Annotated in this window: 18 protein-coding genes; all 18 read right to left on the bottom strand. The window is 38.8% G+C overall.

Features of this window, described 5'->3' with window-relative positions:
- Nucleotides 1–38: 38 nt before the first annotated feature.
- Entirely contained in the window at nt 39–1205 is a 1167-nt protein-coding gene (locus tag ACFFIX_RS16400) for a Zn-dependent alcohol dehydrogenase (protein WP_378935864.1), read from the bottom strand.
- 34 nt (nt 1206–1239) lie between these two features.
- Complete coding sequence (locus ACFFIX_RS16395; RefSeq protein ID WP_378935862.1) at nt 1240–2766, bottom strand: aldehyde dehydrogenase family protein; 1527 nt, start codon at nt 2764–2766, stop codon at nt 1240–1242.
- A complete protein-coding gene (locus ACFFIX_RS16390) occupies nt 2753–4096 on the bottom strand; it encodes a lyase family protein (protein WP_378935860.1) in 1344 nt (447 codons plus the stop codon). The genes ACFFIX_RS16395 and ACFFIX_RS16390 overlap by 14 nt, the downstream gene beginning before the upstream one ends.
- A 53-nt stretch (nt 4097–4149) precedes the next feature.
- Nucleotides 4150–5598, bottom strand: coding sequence for an aldehyde dehydrogenase (aldA, locus tag ACFFIX_RS16385; RefSeq protein WP_378935858.1), 1449 nt, complete (start codon nt 5596–5598; stop codon nt 4150–4152).
- Between the two features lie 59 nt (nt 5599–5657).
- Nucleotides 5658–6794, bottom strand: coding sequence for a mandelate racemase/muconate lactonizing enzyme family protein (locus ACFFIX_RS16380; RefSeq protein ID WP_378935856.1), 1137 nt, complete (start codon nt 6792–6794; stop codon nt 5658–5660).
- Between the two features lie 334 nt (nt 6795–7128).
- Nucleotides 7129–8073, bottom strand: coding sequence for an ABC transporter substrate-binding protein (locus ACFFIX_RS16375; protein WP_378935854.1), 945 nt, complete (start codon nt 8071–8073; stop codon nt 7129–7131).
- Nucleotides 8074–8083: 10 nt separating this feature from the next.
- Nucleotides 8084–9451: a sigma-54-dependent transcriptional regulator gene (locus ACFFIX_RS16370; RefSeq protein ID WP_378935852.1), complete on the bottom strand. Its 1368-nt coding sequence runs from the start codon at nt 9449–9451 to the stop codon at nt 8084–8086.
- A gap of 1 nt (nt 9452) precedes the next feature.
- Nucleotides 9453–11618 carry a sensor histidine kinase gene (locus ACFFIX_RS16365; protein WP_378935850.1) on the bottom strand — a complete coding sequence of 722 codons (2166 nt, stop codon included), beginning with the start codon at nt 11616–11618 and terminating at the stop codon, nt 9453–9455.
- A gap of 81 nt (nt 11619–11699) precedes the next feature.
- Complete coding sequence (locus ACFFIX_RS16360) at nt 11700–11873, bottom strand: hypothetical protein (RefSeq protein WP_378935848.1); 174 nt, start codon at nt 11871–11873, stop codon at nt 11700–11702.
- A gap of 408 nt (nt 11874–12281) precedes the next feature.
- A complete protein-coding gene (locus tag ACFFIX_RS16355; RefSeq protein WP_378935846.1) occupies nt 12282–13784 on the bottom strand; it encodes a sodium/proline symporter in 1503 nt (500 codons plus the stop codon).
- Between the two features lie 164 nt (nt 13785–13948).
- Complete coding sequence (locus ACFFIX_RS16350) at nt 13949–14740, bottom strand: enoyl-CoA hydratase (RefSeq protein WP_378935844.1); 792 nt, start codon at nt 14738–14740, stop codon at nt 13949–13951.
- Between the two features lie 12 nt (nt 14741–14752).
- Nucleotides 14753–16303, bottom strand: a complete 1551-nt coding sequence (locus ACFFIX_RS16345) for an AMP-binding protein (RefSeq protein WP_378935842.1) — start codon at nt 16301–16303, stop codon at nt 14753–14755.
- A gap of 219 nt (nt 16304–16522) precedes the next feature.
- Complete coding sequence (locus ACFFIX_RS16340; protein ID WP_378935841.1) at nt 16523–17890, bottom strand: sigma-54 interaction domain-containing protein; 1368 nt, start codon at nt 17888–17890, stop codon at nt 16523–16525.
- A 342-nt stretch (nt 17891–18232) separates the two neighbouring features.
- Nucleotides 18233–19804: a SagB family peptide dehydrogenase gene (locus ACFFIX_RS16335; protein WP_378935839.1), complete on the bottom strand. Its 1572-nt coding sequence runs from the start codon at nt 19802–19804 to the stop codon at nt 18233–18235.
- A 23-nt stretch (nt 19805–19827) separates the two neighbouring features.
- Entirely contained in the window at nt 19828–21768 is a 1941-nt protein-coding gene (locus tag ACFFIX_RS16330) for a TOMM precursor leader peptide-binding protein (RefSeq protein ID WP_378935837.1), read from the bottom strand.
- Nucleotides 21765–23708 carry a putative thiazole-containing bacteriocin maturation protein gene (locus ACFFIX_RS16325; protein WP_378935835.1) on the bottom strand — a complete coding sequence of 648 codons (1944 nt, stop codon included), beginning with the start codon at nt 23706–23708 and terminating at the stop codon, nt 21765–21767. The genes ACFFIX_RS16330 and ACFFIX_RS16325 overlap by 4 nt, the downstream gene beginning before the upstream one ends.
- Before the next feature lie 155 nt (nt 23709–23863).
- Nucleotides 23864–24121 (bottom strand): hypothetical protein, encoded by a 258-nt coding sequence (locus tag ACFFIX_RS16320; RefSeq protein WP_378935968.1) that lies wholly within the window; start codon nt 24119–24121, stop codon nt 23864–23866.
- A 424-nt stretch (nt 24122–24545) separates the two neighbouring features.
- Nucleotides 24546–26276 carry a M28 family peptidase gene (locus ACFFIX_RS16315; protein WP_378935833.1) on the bottom strand — a complete coding sequence of 577 codons (1731 nt, stop codon included), beginning with the start codon at nt 26274–26276 and terminating at the stop codon, nt 24546–24548.

Genomic DNA, 26276 nt, shown 5'->3' with positions numbered 1-26276 from the left:
ATATCCTACTTCTAAAACTTGTGATATTGTTTTTCATCCTAAGATACAATGTCCAAGGCATCGTTTTCTGGTAATGCCTTTTGTGCGGGTTCGGCGGAAAATTCAATAACTGAACGCCCAACATTAATGCAATTACAGTCATTAAAAGAATCAAAGGCTTGATTAATGTCATCTAGGCTAATTCGATCAAGAACAAGTTCATCCAGCAAAAATTTCCCGTCGAGATAAAGCTGTGAAATTGCTGGAAAGTCACGGAAGGGTTGAGTATCTCCATAGAAACTTCCTTTCAGTACCTTCCCGACGCGATGAAATCCACCTGCTGGGATACTTAAGTTCATCGTTGGATTAAAGGCACCCACTGCAACAACAGTTCCTCCTTTTCGTGTCGCTTTCCAGGCACTTTCAGTTGCACCTGTATGACCAGAACAATCGATTGCAAAATGAACGCCGAATCCACCTGTTAGCCCTTTTAACGCTTCATCAACATTTTCTTTTGCAACATTAATCGTATGAGTAGCACCAAATTTTCTGGCTATCTCAAGGTTTGCAGGCTTTACGTCACATGCTATAATTTTTGATGCTCCTGCAATTCGCGCTCCCTGAATGGCATTAACTCCCACTCCACCAATACCAAACACGGCTACGGTTGAACCTGGGGTAACTTTTGCTGCGTTTACTGCTGCACCGTATCCTGTTGCCACACCGCATCCAATAAGAGAAGCTTGTGCAAGTGGCATTGCATCTGGAAGTTTAACGCACGACATTTCTGGAACGACTGCATACTCTGCAAATGTGGATAGCAAGGAATTGTGATAAACCTTCTCCCCGTCTTTACTCAAACGTGAAGTTCCATCTAATAGGGTTCCAGCAAACATTGGACCAAAAGCAGACTCACATAAATGAACTGCACCAGTGACACAAAATTCACATGTTCCACAATAAGGAACCCAGCTTAACGCCACTTTATCCCCAACTTTCACCTTTGCTACATTGGGTCCGACAGCAGCCACAATCCCTGCACCTTCATGACCTAGAATGGTTGGCGTTGGTGTTGTTTCATCATTTATTGCGTTTAGATCACTGTGGCAAACACCTGTTGCTGCTATTTTTACAAGTACTTCATTTGCCTTTGGTTCAGCAAGATCCACCGCCAATATTTCAAGTGGTTTTCCAACACCTGTCATAACTGCAGCTTTCATCTTCATCTTTCTTTCCCTCGATTCTATCTAATTATTTTGATTAATACGCAACCCAAATCGCTTTTGTTTTCGTATAAGATTGTAACGAATGAACTGCGTACTCTTTGCCCCAACCGCTTTGTTTCCAACCACCGAACGGACTAGCAAAGTCATAACAACCGTACTTGTTAATAAAGACCATTCCAGCTTCAAGTTTCCTTGCGACACGGTTTGCACGGGATATGTCCTTTGTCCAAAGACCTGCTGCTAATCCGTATATCGAATCATTTGCCATTGCAATGACTTCTTCTTCTGTATCAAATGGAATGATACACAGGACAGGACCGAATATTTCTTCTTGTGCAATTGTCATTTTGTTCATTACATCAGCAAAAATTGTTGGACGAATAAAATAGCCATTTGCATTTTCTCCCGTCACATCTCTATCCCCACCTGCTACAAGCCGAGCTCCTTCGTTTTTACCTGCTTCAATATAACTTAAAATAGACTCCATATGAGCTTTAGAGACTTGAGGTCCTTGATTACTTTCAGGATCGAAAGGATCTCCGCATTTATAACTGTTGGCAAACTCCACAAGTTTTTCTACAACTCGGTTGTAAATATCACGCTGAGCAAAAAGACGTGTAGGAGCCGAACATTTTTCTCCTTTATGAGTGAATAAACCGAAGAATGAACGTTCAATGGCTGCGTCTAAGTCTGGTGCATCGCTGAAAATTATATTTGGTGATTTTCCACCAAGTTCCAACGTAACTGTTTTTAAATTTGAGTCAGCTGAGTCATGAACCAATTTCTTTCCAACACCAGTGCTTCCGGTAAAAGAAATTTTGTCAACATCCATATGACGACTAATAAAGGAACCAATCGATCCTTTACCAAGTATTAAATTCAAAACACCTGGTGGTAAAATTCCTGCCTCATCAATAATTTCGAAAAGACGAATCGCAGAATAAGATGTTGTGCTCGAAGGTTTAAGAACGACTGTATTTGCCATTGCCAGAGCAGGTGCAAGCTTCCAAACAGCCATACAAATTGGAAAATTAAATGGAACAATTTGACCGCATACGCCAATTGGATCACGAGTCGTATAACTTAAGAAATCACCTTCAACTGGATTGTTTTCACCGTAATATTTATCTGTCCAACCCGCATAGTACTCAAATAAATCAGCCGCTTCTTGAACGTCATCTTGATAAGACTCTTTGTATAGCTTTCCGTTATCTAGTGATTCGAGAGTTGCAAGTTCTGCTTGGTGTTCGATTATAAGAGCACTAATTTGTCGCAACTTTTTCGCACGTTCTTTACGAGTCACATCTTGCCAAGGACCTTGGTCAAACGCATCTCTTGCTGCTTGTACAGCCTTATTGACGTCTGCTTCTGTTGCGCTGTGAATAGAACCTGTTACTTGACCATTCGCAGGATTAATTGATTCAATTATTTCTTCACTTGAACTGTTCACCCATTGTCCATCGATATATAATTTCTTTGTTTCCTTTAACCATTCTTTTGCCCATGCTAATTTTGGTTGATGAATTCCATCAAAATAAATGGTTTCCTCAGTTTTTGTCAATTTTGTCGCCTCCATAAAAATACGTTTTTACTCCGTCTATGCCTGTTTCCTTCATTAATTGTGTAATAGCTTTGTAGCCATGTCTTTCCTTCAGTTCAACCACTAATGGGATTACCGTGTTAGATAAATTCTCACAGCGCTTTTCATTCACTTTTAAACCTTTTAAACAGTTTTCTCGAAAGGAGGATAGCGTTTTTTCGAGCATCGTCATTGAATCAAATATATTAGTAGCTGCTGATCCTTCAAACACATTTAAATCTAACTCACCATGCTCAAGTGTGGCTTCGACCGCACGATCGTTACCAATAACTTGGAAACAACTCTGAATTAACGTCTCTGGAATAACAGGATTCACCTTACCAGGAAAAAATGATGATCCTGCCTGTACAGCAGGTAAAATAATCTCCCCGAAACCAGCCTCAGGTCCTGATGAAAGGAGTCGTAAATCTTTTGCTAGTTTAATAAGACAAGATGCTAACAAACGTAATTCGGTTGAAACGTTTGCTAGATCATCGATATTTTGAGCTGCATCAAATAAGTTATCACGGTGACGAAGCTGTATTTTAGTAACTTCGCAAAGCTTTTGAACGATAACATCCCGATATTCTTTTGGAGCTCCAACACCTGATCCAATGACAGTACCACCGAGGTTTATTTTTTGTAACGGAATAACTGCTTCATTTAGTGTTGCAAATCGCCGCCTTAGCATTGCTTCATACCCACTAAACTTGTCAGCCACCTTCACTCGCATCGCATCTTGTAAGCATGTGCGAGCAATGGTCGTTACCTCTTTAAATTCGACAACTTTCTCAAATATTGTCTGCATAACTGCTTCAATTTCTTGTCGAAGACTCGGAAACTTTTCGGTAATAGCTAGTCTAATTGCGGTATGACACACATCAGATGTCGATTGAGAAGCATTCACATGATCTATCGGGTGGACCGGCGCATAGTCTCCTAGTGCACCTCCCAAGCTTTTATTCGCTAGATTCGAGATTACTTCGTTCGTATTCATATTCGTACCAATACCGCCACCACCATGTAACATATCAACTGGAAAATGTTCGTGATGATTTCCTGATATAAGTTCATCACATGCTGAAACGATTGCATTCCCTATTGATCTGGGTAACAAGCCTGATTCTAAATTAGCTAATGCTGCAGCTTTTTTTACGCGTGCTAGTGCTTTGATGTATTCAGGATACCTACTAAGCGTTTTACCTGAGAATGATAGATTTTCTACTGTTCTATACGTATTGATTCCATATAGTACATAGCTAGGAAGTTCAACGGCACCGAACATGTCTTCTTCGATTCTGATTTTTTTCAAAAGTGACACCTTCTTCTGCTACTCTATCAATTTGTGTAAAACAAAAATGCTAGTTAATACTTTAGATAAACCGTTTTGATTTGTAAAAACTCCTCAAATCCGTGTTTTCCATCATCTCCGCCAATACCTGATTGCTTCCATCCAGCATGAAATCCTTGATAGGCTTCACCTTGCTGTCTATTAACGTATACTTCTCCACATTCAAGCCTTGTCGTTAATTCCATCACATACTTGTAATTGTTTGTATAGATATTTGAAGTCAGTCCGTATTCTGAATCATTAGCCATTTCAATCACTTCTTCTAATGATTCAAATGTGATAATAGGAAGCACGGGACCAAACACTTCATCAGTAACGATTTTCATATTTTGTGTACAATTTCCCAAAAGCGTTGGTGGATAAAAGCTGTCACTTAATCCTTCGATTAAACTACCACCGCATAAAATTGTAGCGCCTTCTTGTTCCGCATCAAGGACCATATTGTGTACTCGTTTTACATCACCAGCACTAATCAAGCATCCCATTTCAATATCTGGATTTTCTAATCCATCGCCAATTTGAACCTCTTGAAACTTTTCGATTAGACGTTTTGTAAACTCATTTACAACACTGTTATGAACATACACTCTTTCCGTGTTATTACACACTTGACCGGAATTGGCTAATCTTCCACCTTTAACAGCATTCACAGCTAAGTCGAGATCGACGTCTTCCATAACGATTGCAGGTGCTTTCCCACCAAGTTCTAATGATGTTCTCACCATATTCTTCACACATTTTTCAGCAATCATCTTTCCAACTCTTGTGCTGCCAGTGAACGTGACCATGTTTACTTTAGTTGAGGAGGTTAGCGTTTCACCAACAACATTGTCATCTCCAGTGACGATATTGATCACTCCTTCAGGAAAACCTGCTTTATCAACACACTCTGCAAATTCCAAAGCAGAGGTAGGCGATTTAATACTAGGTTTGATCACAACTGTGTTTCCTGAAATAAGGGCTGGAATTACTTTCCTAATTAACACATAAATCGGAAAGTTCCAAGGAATAATCGTGACAATGACCCCCAATGGTTCCTTGTACATGAGAATCTTTTCATCAGCATTGTCACTCTCGACAATTTCTCCTTCAATTCTTCTTGCCCATTGTGATTGATATTCTCCAAGATCTGTCGCATAAAAAGCTTCTGATTTTGCTGCGGACAACGGTTTGCCAGTTTCTAATGTGATTGCTTTTGCGATTCTATCTAAATGCTCTTCTTTTCTCATTAGGTTAAGTAAGTTCATAACATATTCTGCTCTTTGATAGGCTGGGACTGATTTCCAACTCCGAAAAGCCTCGACAGCACTATCAATCGCTTTATTCGTATCTTCTTCGGTTAAAGCAGGTACTTTAGCCACAATTTCTTGAGTTGCGGGATATTGTACATCCAAGTACGTTTGATTTGAACTTTCTACAAATTTTCCCTGAATATATGCTTGATACTGTTTCAAAAAATCCACCCTTTGTTTTCTGAAATTTTCTATCGTTTGGTTTAATCCATCGTTAGCGCTTACAATTATTAAACCGGGACGTTTCCACTTTCACCCACATAGAAATGTCTAATCTCATATTTTCTGAGCGCTTCCTCATCTAACTCTATGCCTAATCCTGGTTTTTCTGGTGCTACCAAGTATCCATCAGAATCAATCATTAAACGATCTTTTTGGATATAGTCACGACGATCATTTGACCATGCAGGGGGATCGTAAGGGAACTCTAAATATGGACAATTGCTTATTGCAGCTGCTAAATGTAAGTTAGCAAGTAATCCGATTCCATTTGTCCATGTATGTGGGCTAAACCAAGCACCACTTCCTTGTACAAGTTCTGCGACTTTCTTCGTTTGAGTAATTCCGCCTGCTAGTGCAACATCTGGTTGATACACATCAAGTGCACCCACCTTATTCATTTCTCTAAAGTCATACCAATTTCGGTTCATCTCTCCACCTGCAATGCGAATTCCAACCTTATCACGAAGTTTTGCCATTAAATCAAATTGGTGACATGGAAGGGGCTCTTCTAGCCAAAACACATTTAACGATTCTAATTCCTTTGCCACTTGATAGGCCATTTTCAAATCCCAAGTACTTTCCACATCCCATGGCATTTTCCATCCTTGGTTTGCATCGACCATTATCTCAAGTTTGTCACCAACTGCTTTTCTAACGGCTTCGACTACTTTAATGTCATCACGAACATCTTTGTGATGAAACCGAATTTTCATTGCTTTAAATCCTTGTTCAACAAAACCTACTGCTCGTTCTTCAGGTGTAACGATCTCACCTGTAGATGCGTAAGCGAGTATTTTATTCGATCGACCACCGAGTAATTTATAAACTGGTTGACCTGTTGCTTTTCCCATCAAGTCCCAAAGAGCTAAATCTAACGGCCAGCAGCGACCATAGTGGAAATCAATATTATCAATCACTTGTGCATGACGCTCAATTGCAAATGGATCTTGCCCAATAAATAAATGTTCATTACCTTCAAAACCCATCATTAGGTCGCCTGAACCAACACCAGTAATTCCTTCATCTGTATGTACGTATACAACTGTTGTAGCAAATTTCTTGCGCGGTTCCGGATCCCAAGCTGCTTTAAATGGTGGTTCTAGTGGCAGTAAATATTGTTTGATGTCGATTGAAGTAATTTTCATTTTAGTCCTCCTATTGCTAACGCCTTCACTTTTGTTTTCAAAACTAAAGTCAAAAGTAAAACTTTTATTATAGCCGTATCTTAGCACTCTTCTTTTTTCTCTGGTTGTATGAATTTTCTTCACTAATTGTAGAAAAATTATACAATGTTATAAATTTTCAATTTATTTAACTCAACTCGCCTTTCTCCAGTGATCAAGCAAATTTATAATGAATAAAAATACTACAACTTACACTTAAATCAAAGAAGCGACTAGGTTTTTTCCAACAACAAAAAGACCGTCTATTAAAGATCGGTCCTCAGTTTACTATCTAATTGAAAAAATAGAACAAACGTTAATTAATTAATCCCTTTTCTTCAAGAAATACTTTCGCTACTTTCGTTTCTTCGATATGTAGAACGTCTACTTGATAATTTAATTGGATCATTTCTTGATGTGTGATGCTTTTTGACAACTTTACTAGAATTGATTGAATATCAGGGTAATTTTCGATTATTTTCTTTGTAACAACAGGTGCAGCATTATATGGTGGGAAAGCTTTTTGATCATCTTCTAAGAGTAGTAAGCCATATTCACTAATCCGACTATCTGAGACCATTCCAATAGATACATCAACTCGCTCTTCTCGCACTGCAAGGGTCAATAAGTCTGATTCTATCGCTAGTAATTGATTTTCAGACAAGGTAAATTCATAAACTTTCTCTAAATGATTTAATCCGTCTTCTCGTATTAAAAATTCCTCATTTGTGGCGAACTTTAATTGATGATTACTTTTTTTCATATATTCAATTAAATCGCTAACTGTCTTTAACTGATGTTGCTTTGCTAACCCCTTTTTAACCATAATCCCCCAACTGCTGTTAAAATGGCTATTTTCAAGCCATATGATATTTTTACGCTCGTCTTCTTTTTTTACTGTATCAAAGGCCTCATATGGATCATAGATTGGTGGATATTTATGATAATACATTCTAGCAGTATTCGTGTATTCCCAATACAAATCAATCACTTGTTCTTCAATCGCGCTACGGATAGCGGGGCTGTCCAAAAAGCGAATTTCATTGACGCTATATCCTCTATCGCGTAAAAGTATTGATGTCATCGTCATTAAGATATATTGTTCTGTTAATGACTTGGCACCTATTGTAATTGTTGGTAAATCAGTTGAAGGAATTGGTCTCTTTTTCTCCTCTTTCTCTCGTAGACTACACGAAGTCAAAAAAAGTATCGAAATTATGATGAGAAAGGAATTTTTAAATAAAAGGGCTTTAAATGTCATAGTAACCACCCTATATCTTCAAGCCGAATTTTTTCACTTTATAGATAAGTGTATGTCTTGCTATACCTAGTTTTTCTGCTGCTTTTGTTTGATTTCCATTTGTTTCTTCTAACGCTTGCTTAATCATTTTCTCTTCGACTTCTTCTAAAATCTGTGGAAGATTCCCTGATAGGAAGTTGTGATTATCTGCATGATTTGTTGAGGCATCGTCATCGGTTGGTTCAAATTGAAAAGAAGTGTGAACTAAATCTTCCGGCAGGATTGTTCCAAAACGCTTTAGAATGTGAACACGCTCTAGTGCATTAAGTAATTCACGTATATTTCCTGGCCAGTAATGATTTTGAAAAATAGTCATACTTTTACGATCAATTTTAAGGTCCTTGTTGTACTTGCTATTTAGTAGTGAAATCTGGTGTTCAATAAAAATAGGTATATCCTCTTTTCTCTCTCTTAGAGGTGGAATCTCAATTTCTATTAAATTTAACCGATAATACAAGTCTTCCCTGAATATTCTATTTTTCACTAGTTCTTTAAGGTTCTTATTTGTTGCAGTTATAATTCGTACATCTACAGACTGGTAATCTTTCTTGCCTAGTTGCATGACTTGCTTGTTTTCTATAACATTCAATAGTTTTGCTTGCATGTTCGGAGATATCTCACCGATTTCGTCCAAGAAAATTGTCCCTCCAGAAGATGCTGCTATTTTTCCGCTTTCTGTATGATTTGCCTCGCTAGCTGTTCCTTGTTGATTACCAAATAATTCGCCTTCTAATAAAAACTCGGGAGTTGTCGCACAATTTATTGCCAGAAGTGGTCCTTTCTTACGATTACTTTGTTCATGAATCCATTTGGCAAGGGTTGTTTTACCAACACCACTTTCCCCTAAGATTAAAATACTAGCATCTGTTTCTGACACTTGTTTCAAAAGGTCGATGATTTTTTTCATTTTATTACTTTGAAAGGCAAAGGTGTCCCGAACTTCTTTTTCTATTGTTTTATTCTCATTACTTTTTTGATTACAAATTTTCAACACAATATTTTTTAATTCTTCTAAATCCATCGGTTTATTTAAATAATCGACGGCACCTAGTTTCATTGCTGAAACAGCACTTTCTACGTTACTAAATGCTGTTAACATAACCACTGGGATTCTTTTATTCATTTTCTGTATTTTTTTTAGAACATCCAATCCAGTCATATCTGGAAGCATATAATCTAAAATTACAGCATCAACATGTTGGGTTTTAACTATTGAAAGTGCTTCATTCCCACTATGGGCAAGATACGTGATTACATCAGTCTTCTTTAATTTACGGGCGATTAGTTTGCAAAGCTGTACTTCATCATCTACGATTAACACTGACAAATTTTTAGTCATTTTACACGTTCCCCTCGTGTCCTACAAAAAAACAACATTCTACTTTTGTTCCATCATTGGAACTATGAATTGTTAATTCTCCGTTGTGCTCTCGAATAATGTCTCTTGCAATTGTTAATCCAAGACCGTTCCCTGTTTCTTTTGTCGAAAAAAATGGATCAAATAGCCACTTTATTTCTTTTTCAGGAATCCCCTGACCTGTGTCTACTATTTTCACAATAACAAATTGGCCTTCTCGCACTTGTTTTTTCTCATAAATAAAAACAGTAAGTGTTCCACCCTTTGACATTGCATCTAAAGCATTTAAGATTAAATTTAAAAAAGCTTGTATTAACTGATCTTCGACACCTATCAGTTTTGGCACAAAATCAAAATCTCGAATGACTTGTACTTTCGACTCAGTTGATTTTAGTCGCACTAGATGCAGTACTTCTTCCATCACGTTCCTAACATCAATGGGTTCTGCATCTTTTTTATTAATCTTGGCAAAACTCAAAAAATTATTGGCAATTACGTTCATCCGAACGACTACCTGTTTAATGTCCTTTGACAATTCAATAATTTCTTCTGGGCAAGCTGCTTCCTCTACTTCTTCAACTAATAATTCCGAGGATCCTGATAAAATCGCTAATGGGTTTTTAATCTCATGAGCAATTCCGGTTGTGATTTGTCCAATGAGAGCAAGTTTATCATTTTGCTTTAGTCGTGATTCTAAAAGTTTCACTTGTGAAATGTCTTGTAGAACAGCGATACTTCCAATTGACTCTTTTTGCTCGTTATAAAATCTAGCTGTCGCAATTTTTATCATAAGCTTTTGTCCATCAGCATTTATAATATAACTTTCACTCTCGCTTGATGGTTGGTGAGAAACTAAAGAATGGAGCAACTTGAAATCTCTGTTATCATTCTTTATGGGAAGTTCAGATAGAGGAATACCGATCATTTCTTCACGAGAATAACCAACCATTTTTTCTAGCTGTTGATTTACATATGTAATAATCGCATCTTTATTAATTGTTATGATTCCATAAGGAATTCCCTCGATTACATCATGAAGGTATCTTTCCTTCTCCTCTAACATTTTTTGGTTCTTAAAATTACTATTTCCAACTGAGATAATTGTTCTTCTTAACTCTCCTACCTCATCATTTCGTTCGTTCGGATACTCATTTTCAGACTCGAAGAACATTTTTTCACGGTATTGTTTAGAATATTTTGTTAGACGAACAATTGGATAGACGATATTGCGAATGCCCATCCAAATAAAAAGAAGAGAAAGAGCGATAATTCCTAAAAAACTAATCGTAAAAAGAAATGAAAGCTTTCGAATAGGCTCAAAAGCAATGTTTTCTGGAACCCCATATACTAGTCCCCAACCATCACGCATCGTTTGATAGGCAATGATACTTTTTTCGTCTAAATAGTCTTCCTTCATAACTCCAAATGAATCATGTAATAATTTGTTAAAAATTAATTCAGATGAATAATCAAAACCAATTTCCTTTTCATTAGATGAGGAGAACACTCTACCCTTCCTATCAACAATATAACTAAAATGCCCTCTTGAAACACTAAAACTTCTTAAAGTATCTGCTAGAAAGTCCTGACTCAGTTCAGCTACTAAAACTCCTATAAACTGCTGTTTATCATTAAATACTGGAACTGCGACTGAAACAGCCAAGTCGTCACGAAAATTAATCGTATAATCAGAAACTGCATAATTTCGATTCCATTTAACCTCCTCAAATTTCGGATAATCATAGACAATTGAATCCTCCACTCTAGGAACAAAAGGTGCTTCAAATATTAATTTTTTTTCGTCATTTAAAAAATATAACGTATGAATAATAGCACTTTGAGAGATTGCTAGTTTTGAGCGTTGATAGATTAAATCTACATCAAGTTCATCATCTGTATCGTTCCCAGAAATTAATTGTAATTGAAGGACAATTTCAGATATTTCTTTATTAATTCTTTTTACTAAGCTATCCGTATCAGATATATTTGTTTCGATAATGTCTCTTTCAATCATTCGTTCTGCATACCCAACGATTAATTGGTAAATAAGGATAGTCGGAAGAATAAAAGTAATTGCAAATAAAATAACGTATTTTTTTGTGATACTTCGTTTGATCGGTTCAATCAATTTTGTATAAAGCGTTTTCATTTCATCGCCTCCATAACTTAGAAAGAGGAGGTACGTCTCTTATAAAGAAATATATTATTTATCATAGTACTATGATCCTTTTTATTCAATACTAATTAATGGCATATACCTATACCTAAAAGGAGCTACAATTACTTTTACTTCTTCATTATTTGTGTGAAAAATATATAATTCACGAGTTTGGTTTTCAGCATGTAGTCTTTTATATACTTTCCATGCTGCATTGCCGTTCTCAAAGTCGTCAATTACTGACATTTCTTCTATGACTCTTTCTTTTCCTTTAGTTATTGATGTTAATGTTCCACTAAGACACAGCGTTCTGGGAAATGCTGACGAACTTCAGAGCATTTCATTTCTGTTCCTCCGTTTCTCATCGTTTAACTATACTATGATTATAATACATGAATTTATTTGTCGCTTCTTTTACAGCTCTTGATCACTAAAAAGTGCCTGGTCACTACCCAAAGTATGTCGACAATTCGTCGCCAAATTTCGGGTGGACAGTGGCTTTTAGGAAGGACAGTCTGTGGTATATTAAGGTCTATTTTCTGACTTCATTCTGCAAAAGTTGAGATCATAAAAAGACTGACCCTGTTATTTTTCTTCAGTGTTGGCCAGTCTTTATGAACTATTAATATGAGGTACTTTTACACAGGCTATTAGTTATCCTGCATCAATACTCGCTGGTGATTCTATTCCTTTTTCAATCTGCCTTCCCTTTTCCTCAAATATAGGACTAGACTCCGCTTTTGTTATCAGTGATATACCCACAAATGACACAGTTGAAATAATTAATGCGATTGCCCCTGTGTCTAGGGCAGGAACATAAATTTCTTTTACTTTCAATATATAAAGCCCTACACTAAAAATAAACCCTAGTGATGATGACCATATTGCCGCGATGCGCGTTGCTCTTTTCCACAATATACCAATGCTTAAAACCGGAACTAGAGATGCTGCAAAGATACCCCATGATGCGTTTCCTAGCCACCCTACTATATCTGGCGGGTTTAACGAAAGTAAAAATGTTACAACGATAACTGCTAGTGTAATCCATCTAGAGAGAGCAAGCTCTGTCTTTTCTGGAATCTTTTCACCCTTTTTAATAATTTGTTGGTAAATATCTCTTACAATGGAAGAACTGGCAACCAAGAGAAATGCTTCACTTGTTGACATAATCGCTGCCATTACAGCTGCAAAAATAATACCTGCAACAAGCGGGGGAAAGAAAGTTTCGATAAACATTGGTGCGACAAGATCAGGTGATGCAGGAACAGCCATCTCCCCACGCTCAACCATGACCCTAGTATAAAGACCAACAAACCATAGTAGAGCTGTAAGTGCATATGTTGATGCAGCGATAATGCAAGCCCATTTCAGCATAGAAAGTTTTCTAATCATATAAAACTTTGATACAACATGCGGTTGTCCTTGATGTCCTATAACATAAATGAAAAAATAGGAGATGAAGGCAAAAATCCCAATTGGACCTGTCGTATGGAAGGCCTGCACCATGTCAGGGTTAATGCTTTCCAACTCTGTGTTTAACTGCGACATTCCACCAACCATCCTCATTCCGCCGATAAAAACGATAAGCGCCCCAACGACCATCACGATCATTTGAACGAGGTCAGTCCAAACAGCACTAATCATCCCACCGCCAACGACGTAAACTGTTAAAATAGCAACCCCTATGAATAAGGCAAGCTTGTAATCTACACCCAGAACTGTTTGTAACATATTACCTAACGCTTTGTATTGCGCCATTTGATAACCAATAGCTCCCCCTAGAATCGCTAGTGCTGTGATTCCACGAACAGCTTTACTGTTATATCGAATCTCTAACAAATCTGGAATCGTTAGTGCACCAAATTTTTGAGTAATTCGTCTCATTGGTTTTGCAAGTACTAAAAAACTAACAAAAATACCAGCCGTTGCAAAAATCCCGATCATAAAAATTGCATAACCATGCTCATATACGAGGCCAGTTAGCCCTATAAAACCATAACCAGACATAGTAGTTGAAGAAATTGCTAGGGCAACAAGCCAAGGACCAAACCTTCTTCCTCCTGTATAGAACGTGTCCATGTCCTTCTGATGTTTCATTGAAAATAACCCGATAATTAAAATAACGAGTAAATATAGTACTCCTATAGTAAGTATCATTAAACATCACCCTCTTCTTCATTTTTGAATGCCATAGCACCCCAGATCCCCGCTGCTACTAGTGATAAAGGCCAAAATACAAATAACATAAAAGTCATTAATGATGATAATCCAAACATTTAAAAACCTCCTTGAAATAGTTTGGTATATTGATACTTTATTATTTACTGATCAACAAAGTTTGGCTTTCGTTTTTGAATAAAGGCTTCCACACCTTCCTTCACGTCTTTCGTTTGAAAAACATGACCAAAATTAACTGCCTCAATTACTAGACCTTTCTCAATTGATTGTTCACACCCATCATCTATGGCACGTTTAGCATAAGAAAGAGATGGTAAAGAAAAGCTACACATCTTTTTTGCCAGTTCTTTTGCTTTTTCAAGTGATTTCCCAGCTGGAACGACATGACTGACAAGTCCAATTTGTTTCGCCTTTTCTGCTGTTAGCGCCTCCCCTGTAAAGATCATTTCCTTTGCTTTAGATTTACCAATTAATCGCGGAAGCCTTTGAGTTCCCCCTGCCCCTGGAAACAGACCTAACTTAATTTCAGGCAGACCAATCTGCACATGTTCTTCTGCAATGCGAATGTCACAGCATAATGCAAGCTCGCAACCTCCCCCTAATGCATGACCGTTAATTGCAGCGATTGTTGGTTGAGGCAAACGATCTATTTTATTTAGTGGTTTCTGGAGCCAAAGTGACTTTTCCTTTGCTTCCTCCATCCCTTTTCCCATCCAATCTGGAAAGCCTTTAATATCTCCTCCTGCAACAAAAGCCTTTGTACCTGAACCAGTAAGAATGACGACTTTTATATTGAAATCGCTTACAATTTCATCTGCAACCAGTGACAATTGTTCAATCACATCTACATTTAGCACATTTAAAGGTGGATTTTTTATTAAAATCGTTGCAATATTCCCCTCTTTCGACCATGATACAACTTGCTGCTTTTCCATCCTATATCCTCCTCAAATACTACTAAACTCTTGTCTTAATAGATATTTCTTAACCTTACCAGAAGGTGTTCTAGGCAAATCGTTAACAAAGATGACCTTTTTAGGTTTTTTATAGCTAGCAAGATGTTTTTTACAATATTCAATAATCTCTTCCTCAGTAAGATTCTCTCCTATTTTCTTTACAACAATTGCACATACAGCTTCAATGTATTTTGAATGAGGGATACCTATGATCGAGACATCCTTGACCTTGTGGTACCGGAATAAAACATCCTCAATTTCTGCTGAGTAAATGTTTTCACCGCCACTCCGAATCATGTCCTTCTTTCTGCCTGCAATAGTTAGGAAGCCATCCTCATCAAATCTTCCTAAATCTCCCGTTTTACACCATCCGTTTATAAAGGTTTCCTTCGTAGCCTCAGGCTTTCGCCAATAGCCCACTGAAACCGCTGGACTTTTAATCGAAATTTCTCCAATTTCTCCGACAGATACTGGTGTTCCACTATCATTAATAATTTTAATTTCTGTAAGAGGCATCGGCTTTCCAACAGTATGACCTTTTGTAAAGGCGTCTTGTGGATCTAAAGAGGCTGCGATTGGTGTTCCTTCTGTTAGTCCGTAAACTTGAACTACCTCAATATGAGGAAATGTTTGCTTTAGTTGTTCAAGTGCCCATGGCATTAGAGGATCTCCGCCAGTATAAATTGTTCGTAAATTTGCTAGCTCATGCTGGTCGATTAATGGCGAATTTAACATTTCATAAATCATAAAAGGAAACAAAAAACAATCAGTTACATTTTCGTTTTCAATTACGGAGAGAATTCTCTCAATCTCAAAACCTTGGCTTCTTGTAATAACAACAGTTCCACCCATCAAAAGAACTGGAAGTGCGAGATCCTCCATTGCCCCGACATGGTAGAGTGGTCCGGTCGTCATTCCAACTTCCGTTCCTGTGAAATTCCATTTCAATGCTTGCATGACAGAAAACCAAAATGTCGTTTCATGTGTCCAAATTGCAGCTTTAGGCCTTCCCGTTGTTCCTGACGTATACATCAGCATGACTGGGTCGCTCATTTTAAGTTGATCTGCATTAATTTCAGCTACTGAACCACTCTCTAAAACACTCCAGGGCACTGACCAATCTGGAATTGTCTGGTTTCGATTCGGCAAACAAATATAATGCTCAACAGGTACACATTCTCGAATGGAATCCAACTGAGAAGCTAAGTTCGAGTGGAAGCACAAAATTTTTGTATCTGAATCGCTTAATGCATATTCAAATTCAGCACTTGAAAGCCTAAAATTTAGACGAACCGCGATTCCTCCTATCTTTGCAATAGCAAAATAAAGACCAAAATATTCAAGGCAGTTATAAAGCAAAATACCGACACGATCCCCTTTTCGAATTCCAATTTGAAGTAGTTTATTTGCATAAGAATTAGATATTTGATCGAGCTCTTCATACGTCCAACAATTTCCTACTTCATCTTTTATTGCAATTTTATAAGGGTTCACTGTCCTTGAGTCACTTGAAATTCTTCTTGAGAAATAACCGATATCCAAGAAAACTCCTCCTCTCTATTCACTATCACTTTAATAGCAAGTTTTGTGCCAAAAGGTATAAACTTATATATTTCAGTGTTCTCTGAATTCTTAGTTAAAAAATACCATATATATTTTCCGGATCTACGGAAACTAATCTTTAACAATATCTTTTTAATAGCTATAGTAAAGGACAATAAAAAAATCCGGAATTCTGGAGAAATTTCCACGATTCCGGATTTAATCAGTGATTTGATACTTTTTTATTTTTTCGTACAAGCTAGACTTTCCCATTCCTAGAGCTTTCGCAGCTTTGATTTTATCAAAATTCACACGTTTAAGAACTCTTTCGATCACTTTCTTTTCTGTTTCCTCCACAATTTCTCTTAGACTTCTCTCTTCTACTTTCCACGTCTGGGTTCTCAAATACTCTGGAAGTGTATCCGTCTCAATAACCTCGTTATCTGATAAGTGGATACATGCATCAATAACATTTTCTAATTCTCTAATGTTTCCTGGCCAATCATATTGCTCCATTATTGAAATGACCTCTGGTTGAAACGATGTGACTCGCTTTCTAATCCGAGTTGAGGCCTTTTTCAGAAAATGTTTTACTAGGATTGAAATATCTTCTCTTCGTTCTCTTAATGGCGGAAGAAACAACTGCACAGCGTTAATCCTATAAAACAGGTCTTCTCGAAAAAGCTTGTTTTCGATCATTTTTTCTAAAGGTCGATTTGTAGCTGTAATAACTCGAACATCAATTTCCTTTGACTGTAGAGAACCTACTGGCTCATATTCCTTTTCCTGAAGCACTCTTAATAACTTCGTTTGCATATGTTGAGGCATATCTCCTACTTCGTCTAGAAAAATGGTTCCTCCATCCGCGAATTGAAACTTCCCGATTTTCCCTCCCTTTTTTGCCCCTGTAAACGCACCCTCTTCATATCCAAATAGTTCAGATTCTAACAAATGTTCCGGAATTGATCCACAGTTCACTTTAACAAACCGTTTTTCACTTCTGTCACTAAGCAGATGAATACTATGAGCAATTATCTCTTTCCCCGTACCACTTTCACCTCTAATTAGTACGGAGATATCGCCGCTAGATATCTTTAATACTTGTTCCTTTAACTCGGTTATTTTTTGAGAGTTTCCAACCATGTCGTGCAAGGAATATTTTGAGCCGTTGATTTCCTTCCATTCATTACGATAAAAGTTAAGTTCAGATAACATCCCCTTAATGTGACTGTTCATTTTTTTCCATTCTTCTAGATCACGAAATATGATTGTCCCAATTGCAGCGATGATTTTTTTATTTTTAAGGATTGGAATTCGATTAGCAATCACATAATCCCCACGTAAGAATTGTAAATCTGTCATTTCTTCCTTCCCAGTCTGTACTACTAAATGCATTCTCGTATTCTCAATTACATTTGTCACATGTTCACCAATCACTTTACTTTGTTCAACTTTTAAAAAACGGCAATAGTTGTCGCTCATATAGCGAATATCTCCATTACTATCCACGATTACAACCCCATCGTAAACGCTTTCAAATATTGAATCTAGCAATACTTCATTATTTAAAAATTCAGTCTTTTCCATTCAATATTCTCCTCTTACAAGAGTTCTTTATTTATATACTAGCATTAATTAAAATTCAGTGCGCTTTTAACTAGTTATATTTAATAATGGGTTATATGTATATTGACTCTTAATTCTTTTAATTTTGAGGAAGGTAACTCATCACTTCTAGGTAAGATTTTCGTAATTTAATAGGAGTAATTTTCTAGTAAATCTTAACATTAGATCTACAAATCTCCAAGAGTATCGAAAAGAACCGCCTATCAGGTTCAATGATAGATGGTTCTTCAATTTATTTTATTCAACTTATGTTGACCCTGTGGACATATTATCCGCTTTTAAATAGCTTCATTTTCACCTTCATTAGCTTTGTAAACTTCCCTTTATCCAAGGGCGCGGTCGATAGGGACCGATCGGGATTTGAATTAGGCTGGTTTTTCCTTGTCGGTCCATTTTGTATATTTCATCACACAGGTTCGCATCAAATCCGAGTAGTGGGTGTCCTCCCATCTCTAGAGCTGACGCTACTAACAGTAATCGTTGCACGAGCATGCCCGCTTCCATTTGTTGAATACGATATCCTCTGTACCCCAGTTCCGATATGAAGTGATCTTTATCCCCTGCCACATGAAAGCAAAGCGGCACTTGGAATAAATTCACATTCCCTGCAGACATTCCGGATTGCATACGAAGTCGATGATCACCGAGATCTACCTGGCGTAACACATGATTATCACTATCATAATGATAAGCACCGTCAGGAATGTCTTCAACATTCTTCAAACAGCCATACAGTGAGACACGGGACTCGCGCTCCTTATGTGTTTCATCCAAATCGTTTCGATACAAGTATGCGGACGTAGCTTCATGCAGCAGAGTGGCCAACTGAAACATGCTTACCTTTCCAAAAATGAAATCCATGTCTGGTGAAAATCGCTTTTGACAAACCGACGCTAGATCATACGATAACCGCTTCATGTGAGGGAGAGCTACCACTTGACTCTCACAATTCAACTTCTCCCTCGGCTTTATTTGCCGAAACGATTGTGTTGATTCTAGCATGGACGCTTCATTCATCTTCGTTAACATTGGAAACTCTTTGATCCTCTGTGACCTGATGTAGTGATTAGTTTGAATCGCTTGCAACTCCAGGCACAGTTCGGTAGCAGAAACAAGCTCATCTCTGCCACCCCCATTCGTAAACCAACTTGTAGGTTCCACTGTTAGAGGGATAACTGCATACACACTCTCTTCTTCCTCGGTTAGTCCAAGTAGATGGTTGATCGCCCGATCTAGATATTGAAAGTACACACCTGAAGCAAAACCAAACCGTTTTGCTACTTCCAGTATCTGTCCAATCAGCACACCAGTATCCAACCCTTGCAGGCGGTAAGCAAAGTTATTGTATTTATAGAAGTTTTTCCAAAACATTGTTGACACAAAAACCGTACCAAAACAAGCGGACACGTCACAGCGATTACCTAGGGCCCGGGCTATATATGAATCGAAATTACCCTCTCTCAGGCATACTAAACGATGGTGTGCCACATCATAATGGTACACCCCGATAGGCAAATCCTCCATCTTCAGATAAATGTACAACTCGTTTGGATACAAGGCCCCACCAGAAGGAACAAATCGCCGAGACGACTGCATTAGTTCCGGCGCTTGATCTGTAGTAGGAAAAGCTGACTGGGAAAATTGAGTAAGGCCGAATACATACCAGAGAAAATGACCGATTTTCCGAAGATTAGGCTGTTCTGGTGCTTCCAATTCTTCAAGCGTCAGTGGTACTTCCAGCGATAGCGGAAAAACAGGCAAGTCACGGTAGAGCTTATACGGAAGCGGTGCATCTTCCCAATCCACTTCCCAGTCCGTTGGGCTTGCCTTGTCAATGTCAAAATGTAGATTGTGCAAAAATGTCTCTAGACCCAAATTCCTACCCTCCTAGTTACCACTTATGGAAACGGATGTGGATGTGGATTGAGCTGTTCAAGTGTCAGCGGTTGCTTCGTAAACCCAAGTTCCATTGGTACCCGTAGCACCCTCTCTAGACCTGTCACTCTCGTAAGGTGATGTCCGAATGTCATTGGCAACATCCCCGGAATCAGCACTTTCACGCAATGCAGTCCGTTTCGTTTCGTTTCCGATGTCGACTGATCCACCACAATCACATCGAGGTTCAATTGACGAAACTTCTGAAGAATGTCATGCAGATCATCGGTCAGATCTGTATGATTCGACTTCCACTTGAATTCCTCAGCAAACGTTCGCATCGGACGATTATCGTCTAGCAAAAACTCTAGGCGTTCTTGAGCCTGCGGCAAACCGTACAGCATGCCATGATCATCCATCTTCTGCACCAAGGAAGGATCTTGCAGCATTCGCATAAACTCTTCCTGGTTCGTCTCTAATTTCTCATCAAGCGTCTGCATCATGGCAGCCAACTCGTGAATCGTGCTTTTGACCGCCTGTACTGGATCCAGATGAGCTCCAGCTGCACAGATGATATTCAATCCCTTTTGCTTCCTATTTTTTGCCATCGCCCAAACGCTTGGAATTCCGTGTTCCATCGTCGAGTTATAAAAATGCAGATCATATCCTCCCACGGCCCGCACACGGTCGATCATCAACAGCAATTCTTGATCATTAGCGGAATAAGGGTCAAGACGTGGGAGGGACAACTCTGCGTACCAAGTCATTAGGAACGAATCACGTTCCACCACTTCCAAAATACCGTAGAAAATGGCTTCCTCCAAACTACCTCCTAATGCGCATCCGTTGGAAGTTTCATAGACAAATCCTTTTCCACACCCCAAGCTGTAATAGGCAAGCAACTCAGGAACCAAAATTGGACGCTCTTGCAATACCGAGTAGCCCCATACCCAATTTATCGGACGATCAGGGTTAAACTGTTCAAATGGAAAATCAGGCCGTGCGTACTGTTCCTTCGCATGAACTCCTACTTTGATAGGATTAAGCGCTTGATCTTTCAGATTATTGTAACTATCATAGACCACTGTCCGTTTTCCACGTGGTGTTATACCGCAGGACCGCTCCAAGCCCTCCAAAATGGCAGTTAACTCGCTTAATGCGTATGAATGAGTCCGGCCTGCTACACCCTCGTCCCCTGAGAATAACGGTAAATTTACACCTACATCAGCAAAAGGCGGTACAAGGTCATACATTTTTCCATTAAAAATACCCGTCCGGTGATCCAGATAGTCTTTAACGAGAACTTTATTTAGATCGTCCATCGAACGGCAGCGGTAACTGCCTTCAATCTTTGGACTTGGTTTGAGTGACATTCGAGCCGCGGTTGGTGAATCGTCAGGTAATTGACTACAAACCGGACATAATGGATCAGGCAGAAAAGTATGCCATGAACTTTTTAGTGTATTCAGATTGATTAAACATACCCGTCCTTCCGAGTGCACCTTATCACTTTGCAATATCCTTTGTACCTCAGCCCCGAGTAGGTGAGCGATTTGTAAAAGCCCTATACGCGATGCCCACGCGTCACGTGATATTCCACCTTCCGCTGCTAACTTCTGCCCAATTTCCCACATCTCTTTACGATCGCGTCCTGCCATAAGGTATCGCAAATCCGCACATTGAGAGCACCCTTTTGTGTCCGAGCGAACTAGCGGCCCGACCACTCCTTCTCCAAATGAAATGAAGCCTCGTAGCCAACGGATGCCGGTTGGACGTAAAACCTCTTCCGCTTTTTGATGAACGGAGGGATTCCAAGCATCGTGCAACACTAGAACTAATTCAGTCGCTTCAGGTAGTCCTGACTCGAAATCATTATATCGAACTACCTGGTATTGGGCTGACAATTCTTCACACACGTGGTCGGCTAAAATTCCTTCTCCGACAACGACTACCACTGCACTCACCGGGATTCCTCCTCTCGTAGCAACATACCATACACACTTAACAGTTCCTTTTTCCATAATGGTTCCAATGCTAGTTCGAAAACCAAGAGCCTCTTGTTGTTCCGTTCTAAGACTTGCATTGCGGATTGCAAGACCTCGGATTGTGATATGTCTTCACTCGTATGGATTACTAGGCTTTTGGGTACCTTTTCTACCAAAAACACGGACGAATCAATCAACCCTTGATTTTCCCCATCCATAAGCGCCTGTTGTAACGCTTTTTGCAACGCCCTTGTTGTATTCAAACCTACACTTCCATACCAGCGATTATTTGTACCGACCCATATCGAAGGAAAGCCGGACACTTCATTTCCCAAGCCGATGATCGGTGCACCCTGCATCGTGGTAAGTGCCTGTAAATAAAACCGGCAACGTTCATCTTCTACATCACTTAACTGCACCCGAGAGACAACATTCTTCTGATCGACCAGTTGTTTGCTCATTTCCACTGTTAAACACTTTTGCAATCCACGACAAACGCCTTCTGCAATTGTTTCTCCCACTCCGATACCAACATATTCCTCGGATTCTACGATACTCTTCTCTTCTTTCTGTTGTGGAGGAAGTGTGGTAACGAGCATATCCACCATCCGCGACACATACGCTTCAATTCCAGATAGACCCGCTTCTTTCCGGGCCTTCTCATGTGTCAATTCTGAACAGACAAAACTTGGTAGCAGCTCTGCAGGTCCTTCCGACAACGGGTCAACTACTTGAACGCGACATTGTGCTAACGGTAACTGCTTTAAATCCTCCTCCTCTAAAAGATGAAAAATACCGGATTCCTTTGATGTCAACTGGCTAAAGTACATAAGCAACCCTCTCGGTTCTCCTCTGCTCGAAATCTGTTTGAGCTTTAAATCAAAATCTTGAACCCATTCAGCTGCAGCACGTCCGGTCACTAGTAGATGAGGCATGAACGAATGCCAATTTCCTTCCAACGTATCCAAATCAAGCAGGAAGAATTGATTTATCTGTTCTGATTCAGTTAATCTCGTGACGTTTTTAAACAGTTCAAACACGACCACATTGGCCAACATCGCTCCCGCTGTGGAAGTGAAGCTGTGTAATTGCTCGTCATTATCAAACACTGATTGGTGTATGCTGCGCCAAGCAGACTCCCAACATCCTTCAGAGTCTGGATGAACCAGAGGACCTGCCAGACCCACCTGATGCAGAAAAATAGCAGGGAGGAACAGCTTTTTTTCTTCCCTACAAATCTTATGAAGAGCTCGTAGTTCCTCTACATCGCCTTCCTGGGACACATACAAAATCGAATCAAACGACTGCACGATTTCCCGCCAAGAACTTTCCCCCTCCTTTCTCAGGTTGACCTCCTCTACAGCTACCTCGGGGTCCGTTTTTCGGGCATGTACAACCAATTCTTCTAACCGCAGCCGATTTGTCGGTATTGAGTCCGTAATCAACACATGAAACTTAGGTAATCCAGTTTCAATCAACGAAGAAACTAACGAGACAAAAAAAGAGCCTGAGCCGATAGCCAACACTTTGGTCTGACGGTAGGCTTGAAAACGGTACGCACCTGAATCACCAAAGTTTTCTAAAAACTCAATTTGAGAAGCAAACTTTTTAAGAATCTGATCTCCCAATTGATGAGGACGGTCTTGACTTACATCCCGAACAAACCCGTTTTGATATAGCACTTCTGCAATTTCATACACACGATCTCGATATGGACCCGGCAATCCATTTGTCAAATCCCCCAACGTGTACTCACCATTGAACATTGGAATCAGTTTGTTAACCCACTGATCTATCGTACTGCCTTTCATATGGAACGAACTCAAATTGTTTCGAAAATACACACCGCTGTTTGGATCAGGGAGAAAAAAAGTGTCCCTTTTCACCTTCAGACACATAGAAGGGTTCAAATTTGTCATTCCGCTCCTCCTTATCCGTGAGCTGTCCAAAAATTAAAAATAGCTTCATATTCCATTTCCACTACAATCCTATGTACCGTAATTTGTCTCTTATGTCTAATCTTTTCAAGAAAAACCCCTGCAATTTATGCAGGGGTTTTTCTCGAAAACTAAAATTATCGACCGCCGCAACGTCCCCCGCCACAACGACCGCCACAACGACCACCGCAACGACCGCCGCAATTGCCACCACAGCGAAAGCAATTAGAGCAACGAAAACAATTAAAGCAATTAAAGCAGTTAAAGCAGTTAAAACAATTGAAACAACTAAAACATCTGAAAAAAATCCCAATTTGTCGATCTTGATCCGTATAGTTTTGATTAGGGTCCCAAGGAATTGCCTCGTTCGCCTGGAAATCACCAACATTCAACATTTGAAGTTCATTTTGGAAATTATTCACATTTATTACCTCCATATTTAAATTAACAACATGTGCCAATCACCTAAAAGGGGATCCGAACGAAAACAATTGTGTAACAAGAGACTAAAACCCATACTTTGAATACTCTCCTCAACAAAATATGAACTCTGCTTGGGTATTGTTACTGATTCAAATACCTATTTTTATTTGGTTTCCAGAGAGCTAAAGGAATTGAAAGGGACTATAGGGAAGAATGGTTATACAACAGAAGTTGGAGGAGCACTAATTCAGTGGGCTTTTAGAACATCAAACGTTGATAAAGTAATAGCTAAAACGCTAAAAACACGGCACTTGTTAAAAACGATGCCGTGTTCCTTTGCAATCTTGTAATTTTTAATTAAATAGTATATTTAGGGGGTGCTTACATTAATCTAAATTATGAATTACAGAAAATAATCTTTAGATAATCATCAATTCTACAACATACCTCTCTTACTTCATTCACAAAACGATTTCTTTGCCTAATAAAATATGTCATGGTAAATAAAAAATCTTCTGATGATACATTGCCCGAGTAGATATTTTTCACTTTTGCTAAACCTGGATAAGGTTGAAATGGGAAGGTATTATCATATTCATATTTACTAGAATAAGAAAACATTAGTCTATTTAATGTTCCTCCAACTATTTTTAATAGGTTGTTAAATGCATCAACATGTTCTATTTCTGTTTCTGAAAGTGTCTTTACCCTTTTAGAAAGGAAACCTAGCGCATCATGAATCGGTGTAAAATCAAATTGATCATCAGAATTTCTGTCCACTTCTTCGATAATTTTTCTGGTATTATCTACAAACGATCTTAAATTAATTGGCAGAATTTCCAAATTGGCAAGTTCATGGACCAGGGAAATATGCATCTTCGTATCTCGAACTAAAAGTTCTAAATCTATTTTGTCATACAAATCTTCCTCTGTATGCCACCACCAATTCCCGCCAGGAGTTTGATAGATTTTTTCTGCTTGTTCATACTTGAACTGAATATGAATCGGTATATTCGTCCCCCAGAAAGATTGATCTGCACCGCGAGGAAGGTATGCGAAATGATTTGGCTTTTGACCTGTAAAATATGCGATAATGTATTCTAATAATCGTTTATCTTCAATAGAGCTTGACCGTGGTATGACGTTAATGCTACCTTTTGTTCCAGGGAAATCTACATTGATGTGTGCGATACAATTTTCATTGATTTCATTCCAAAAATGATCACAATACCAAGTAGAGCCCGCATATCTTCCATTTGAATGACCTGGCCACCATGCCAATTTAATCCCTCGAAGCAAACTTCCTTTTTCACTTGAGAATATCCGGGCTAATTCAAGCAATAATGCATTACCGCCGGCATTATCGGTTGCGCCTTTATGCCATGAATCGTAATGACCTGAAACTAAAATGTATTGATCTGTCTTTCCTGGTATCGATGCAATCGGTAAACTTACTCGTTTTATTCCACTCTGTACATTTGTTTTCACGATGACTTTGGTATCTTCTTTTTCCATTCGTTTCAATAAATGCAACCCATCATGATTATTAATCCCTACGACAGGTATGCTTGTTAACTGATCTACATTATCAATAGTAGGAGTTCCCCAAATTGCGCCTACCGTTTCTTCATGAATGACCGTTTCAGGTGATGGCCAAATATGAATTAATCCCTTCGCACCAGCACTCTCGATTTTCTTAACGTAATCCTCATAAAAATTCCAGCTCACAACAATTTTCCCTTTAAAGTTTTGATAACGGTCCATCTGGTCAGTACCGTTATAACCTTCTTCACTGAAGAAGTCATAAACAGCTTCTCCTTCGATTCCTTCCGGGCAATGCTGGCTAAATGAGCGCGCCTTTGCGTTTATGCTAAAATTTTCAGAAGAGCTTACGATCACTTCTCCATGGATTGGATCACTGAAATACCCATCAAATTCATAACGTTCCTTTTGGACTCCAAAATTTTTAAGCTGTTCTAAAATATAATCAGCAGCTTGTTCTGCCTCATGTTCTCCTGTTAATCGTTCCCACTGGGTCAACGTTTTTATATGTTCATCCAATTGTTGTTTTTCAATCAATTCCAACAGTCCATCATATGTTGAAGGATTAAATTTATAGTTATTCAA

Source organism: Metabacillus herbersteinensis (assembly GCF_042433335.1).
In the GTDB taxonomy this organism is placed as follows: Bacteria; Bacillota; Bacilli; order Bacillales; family Bacillaceae; genus Metabacillus; species Metabacillus herbersteinensis.
The sequence above is the reverse complement of the archived record's forward strand: the minus strand, read 5'-3'. Positions and strand labels throughout refer to the sequence as shown.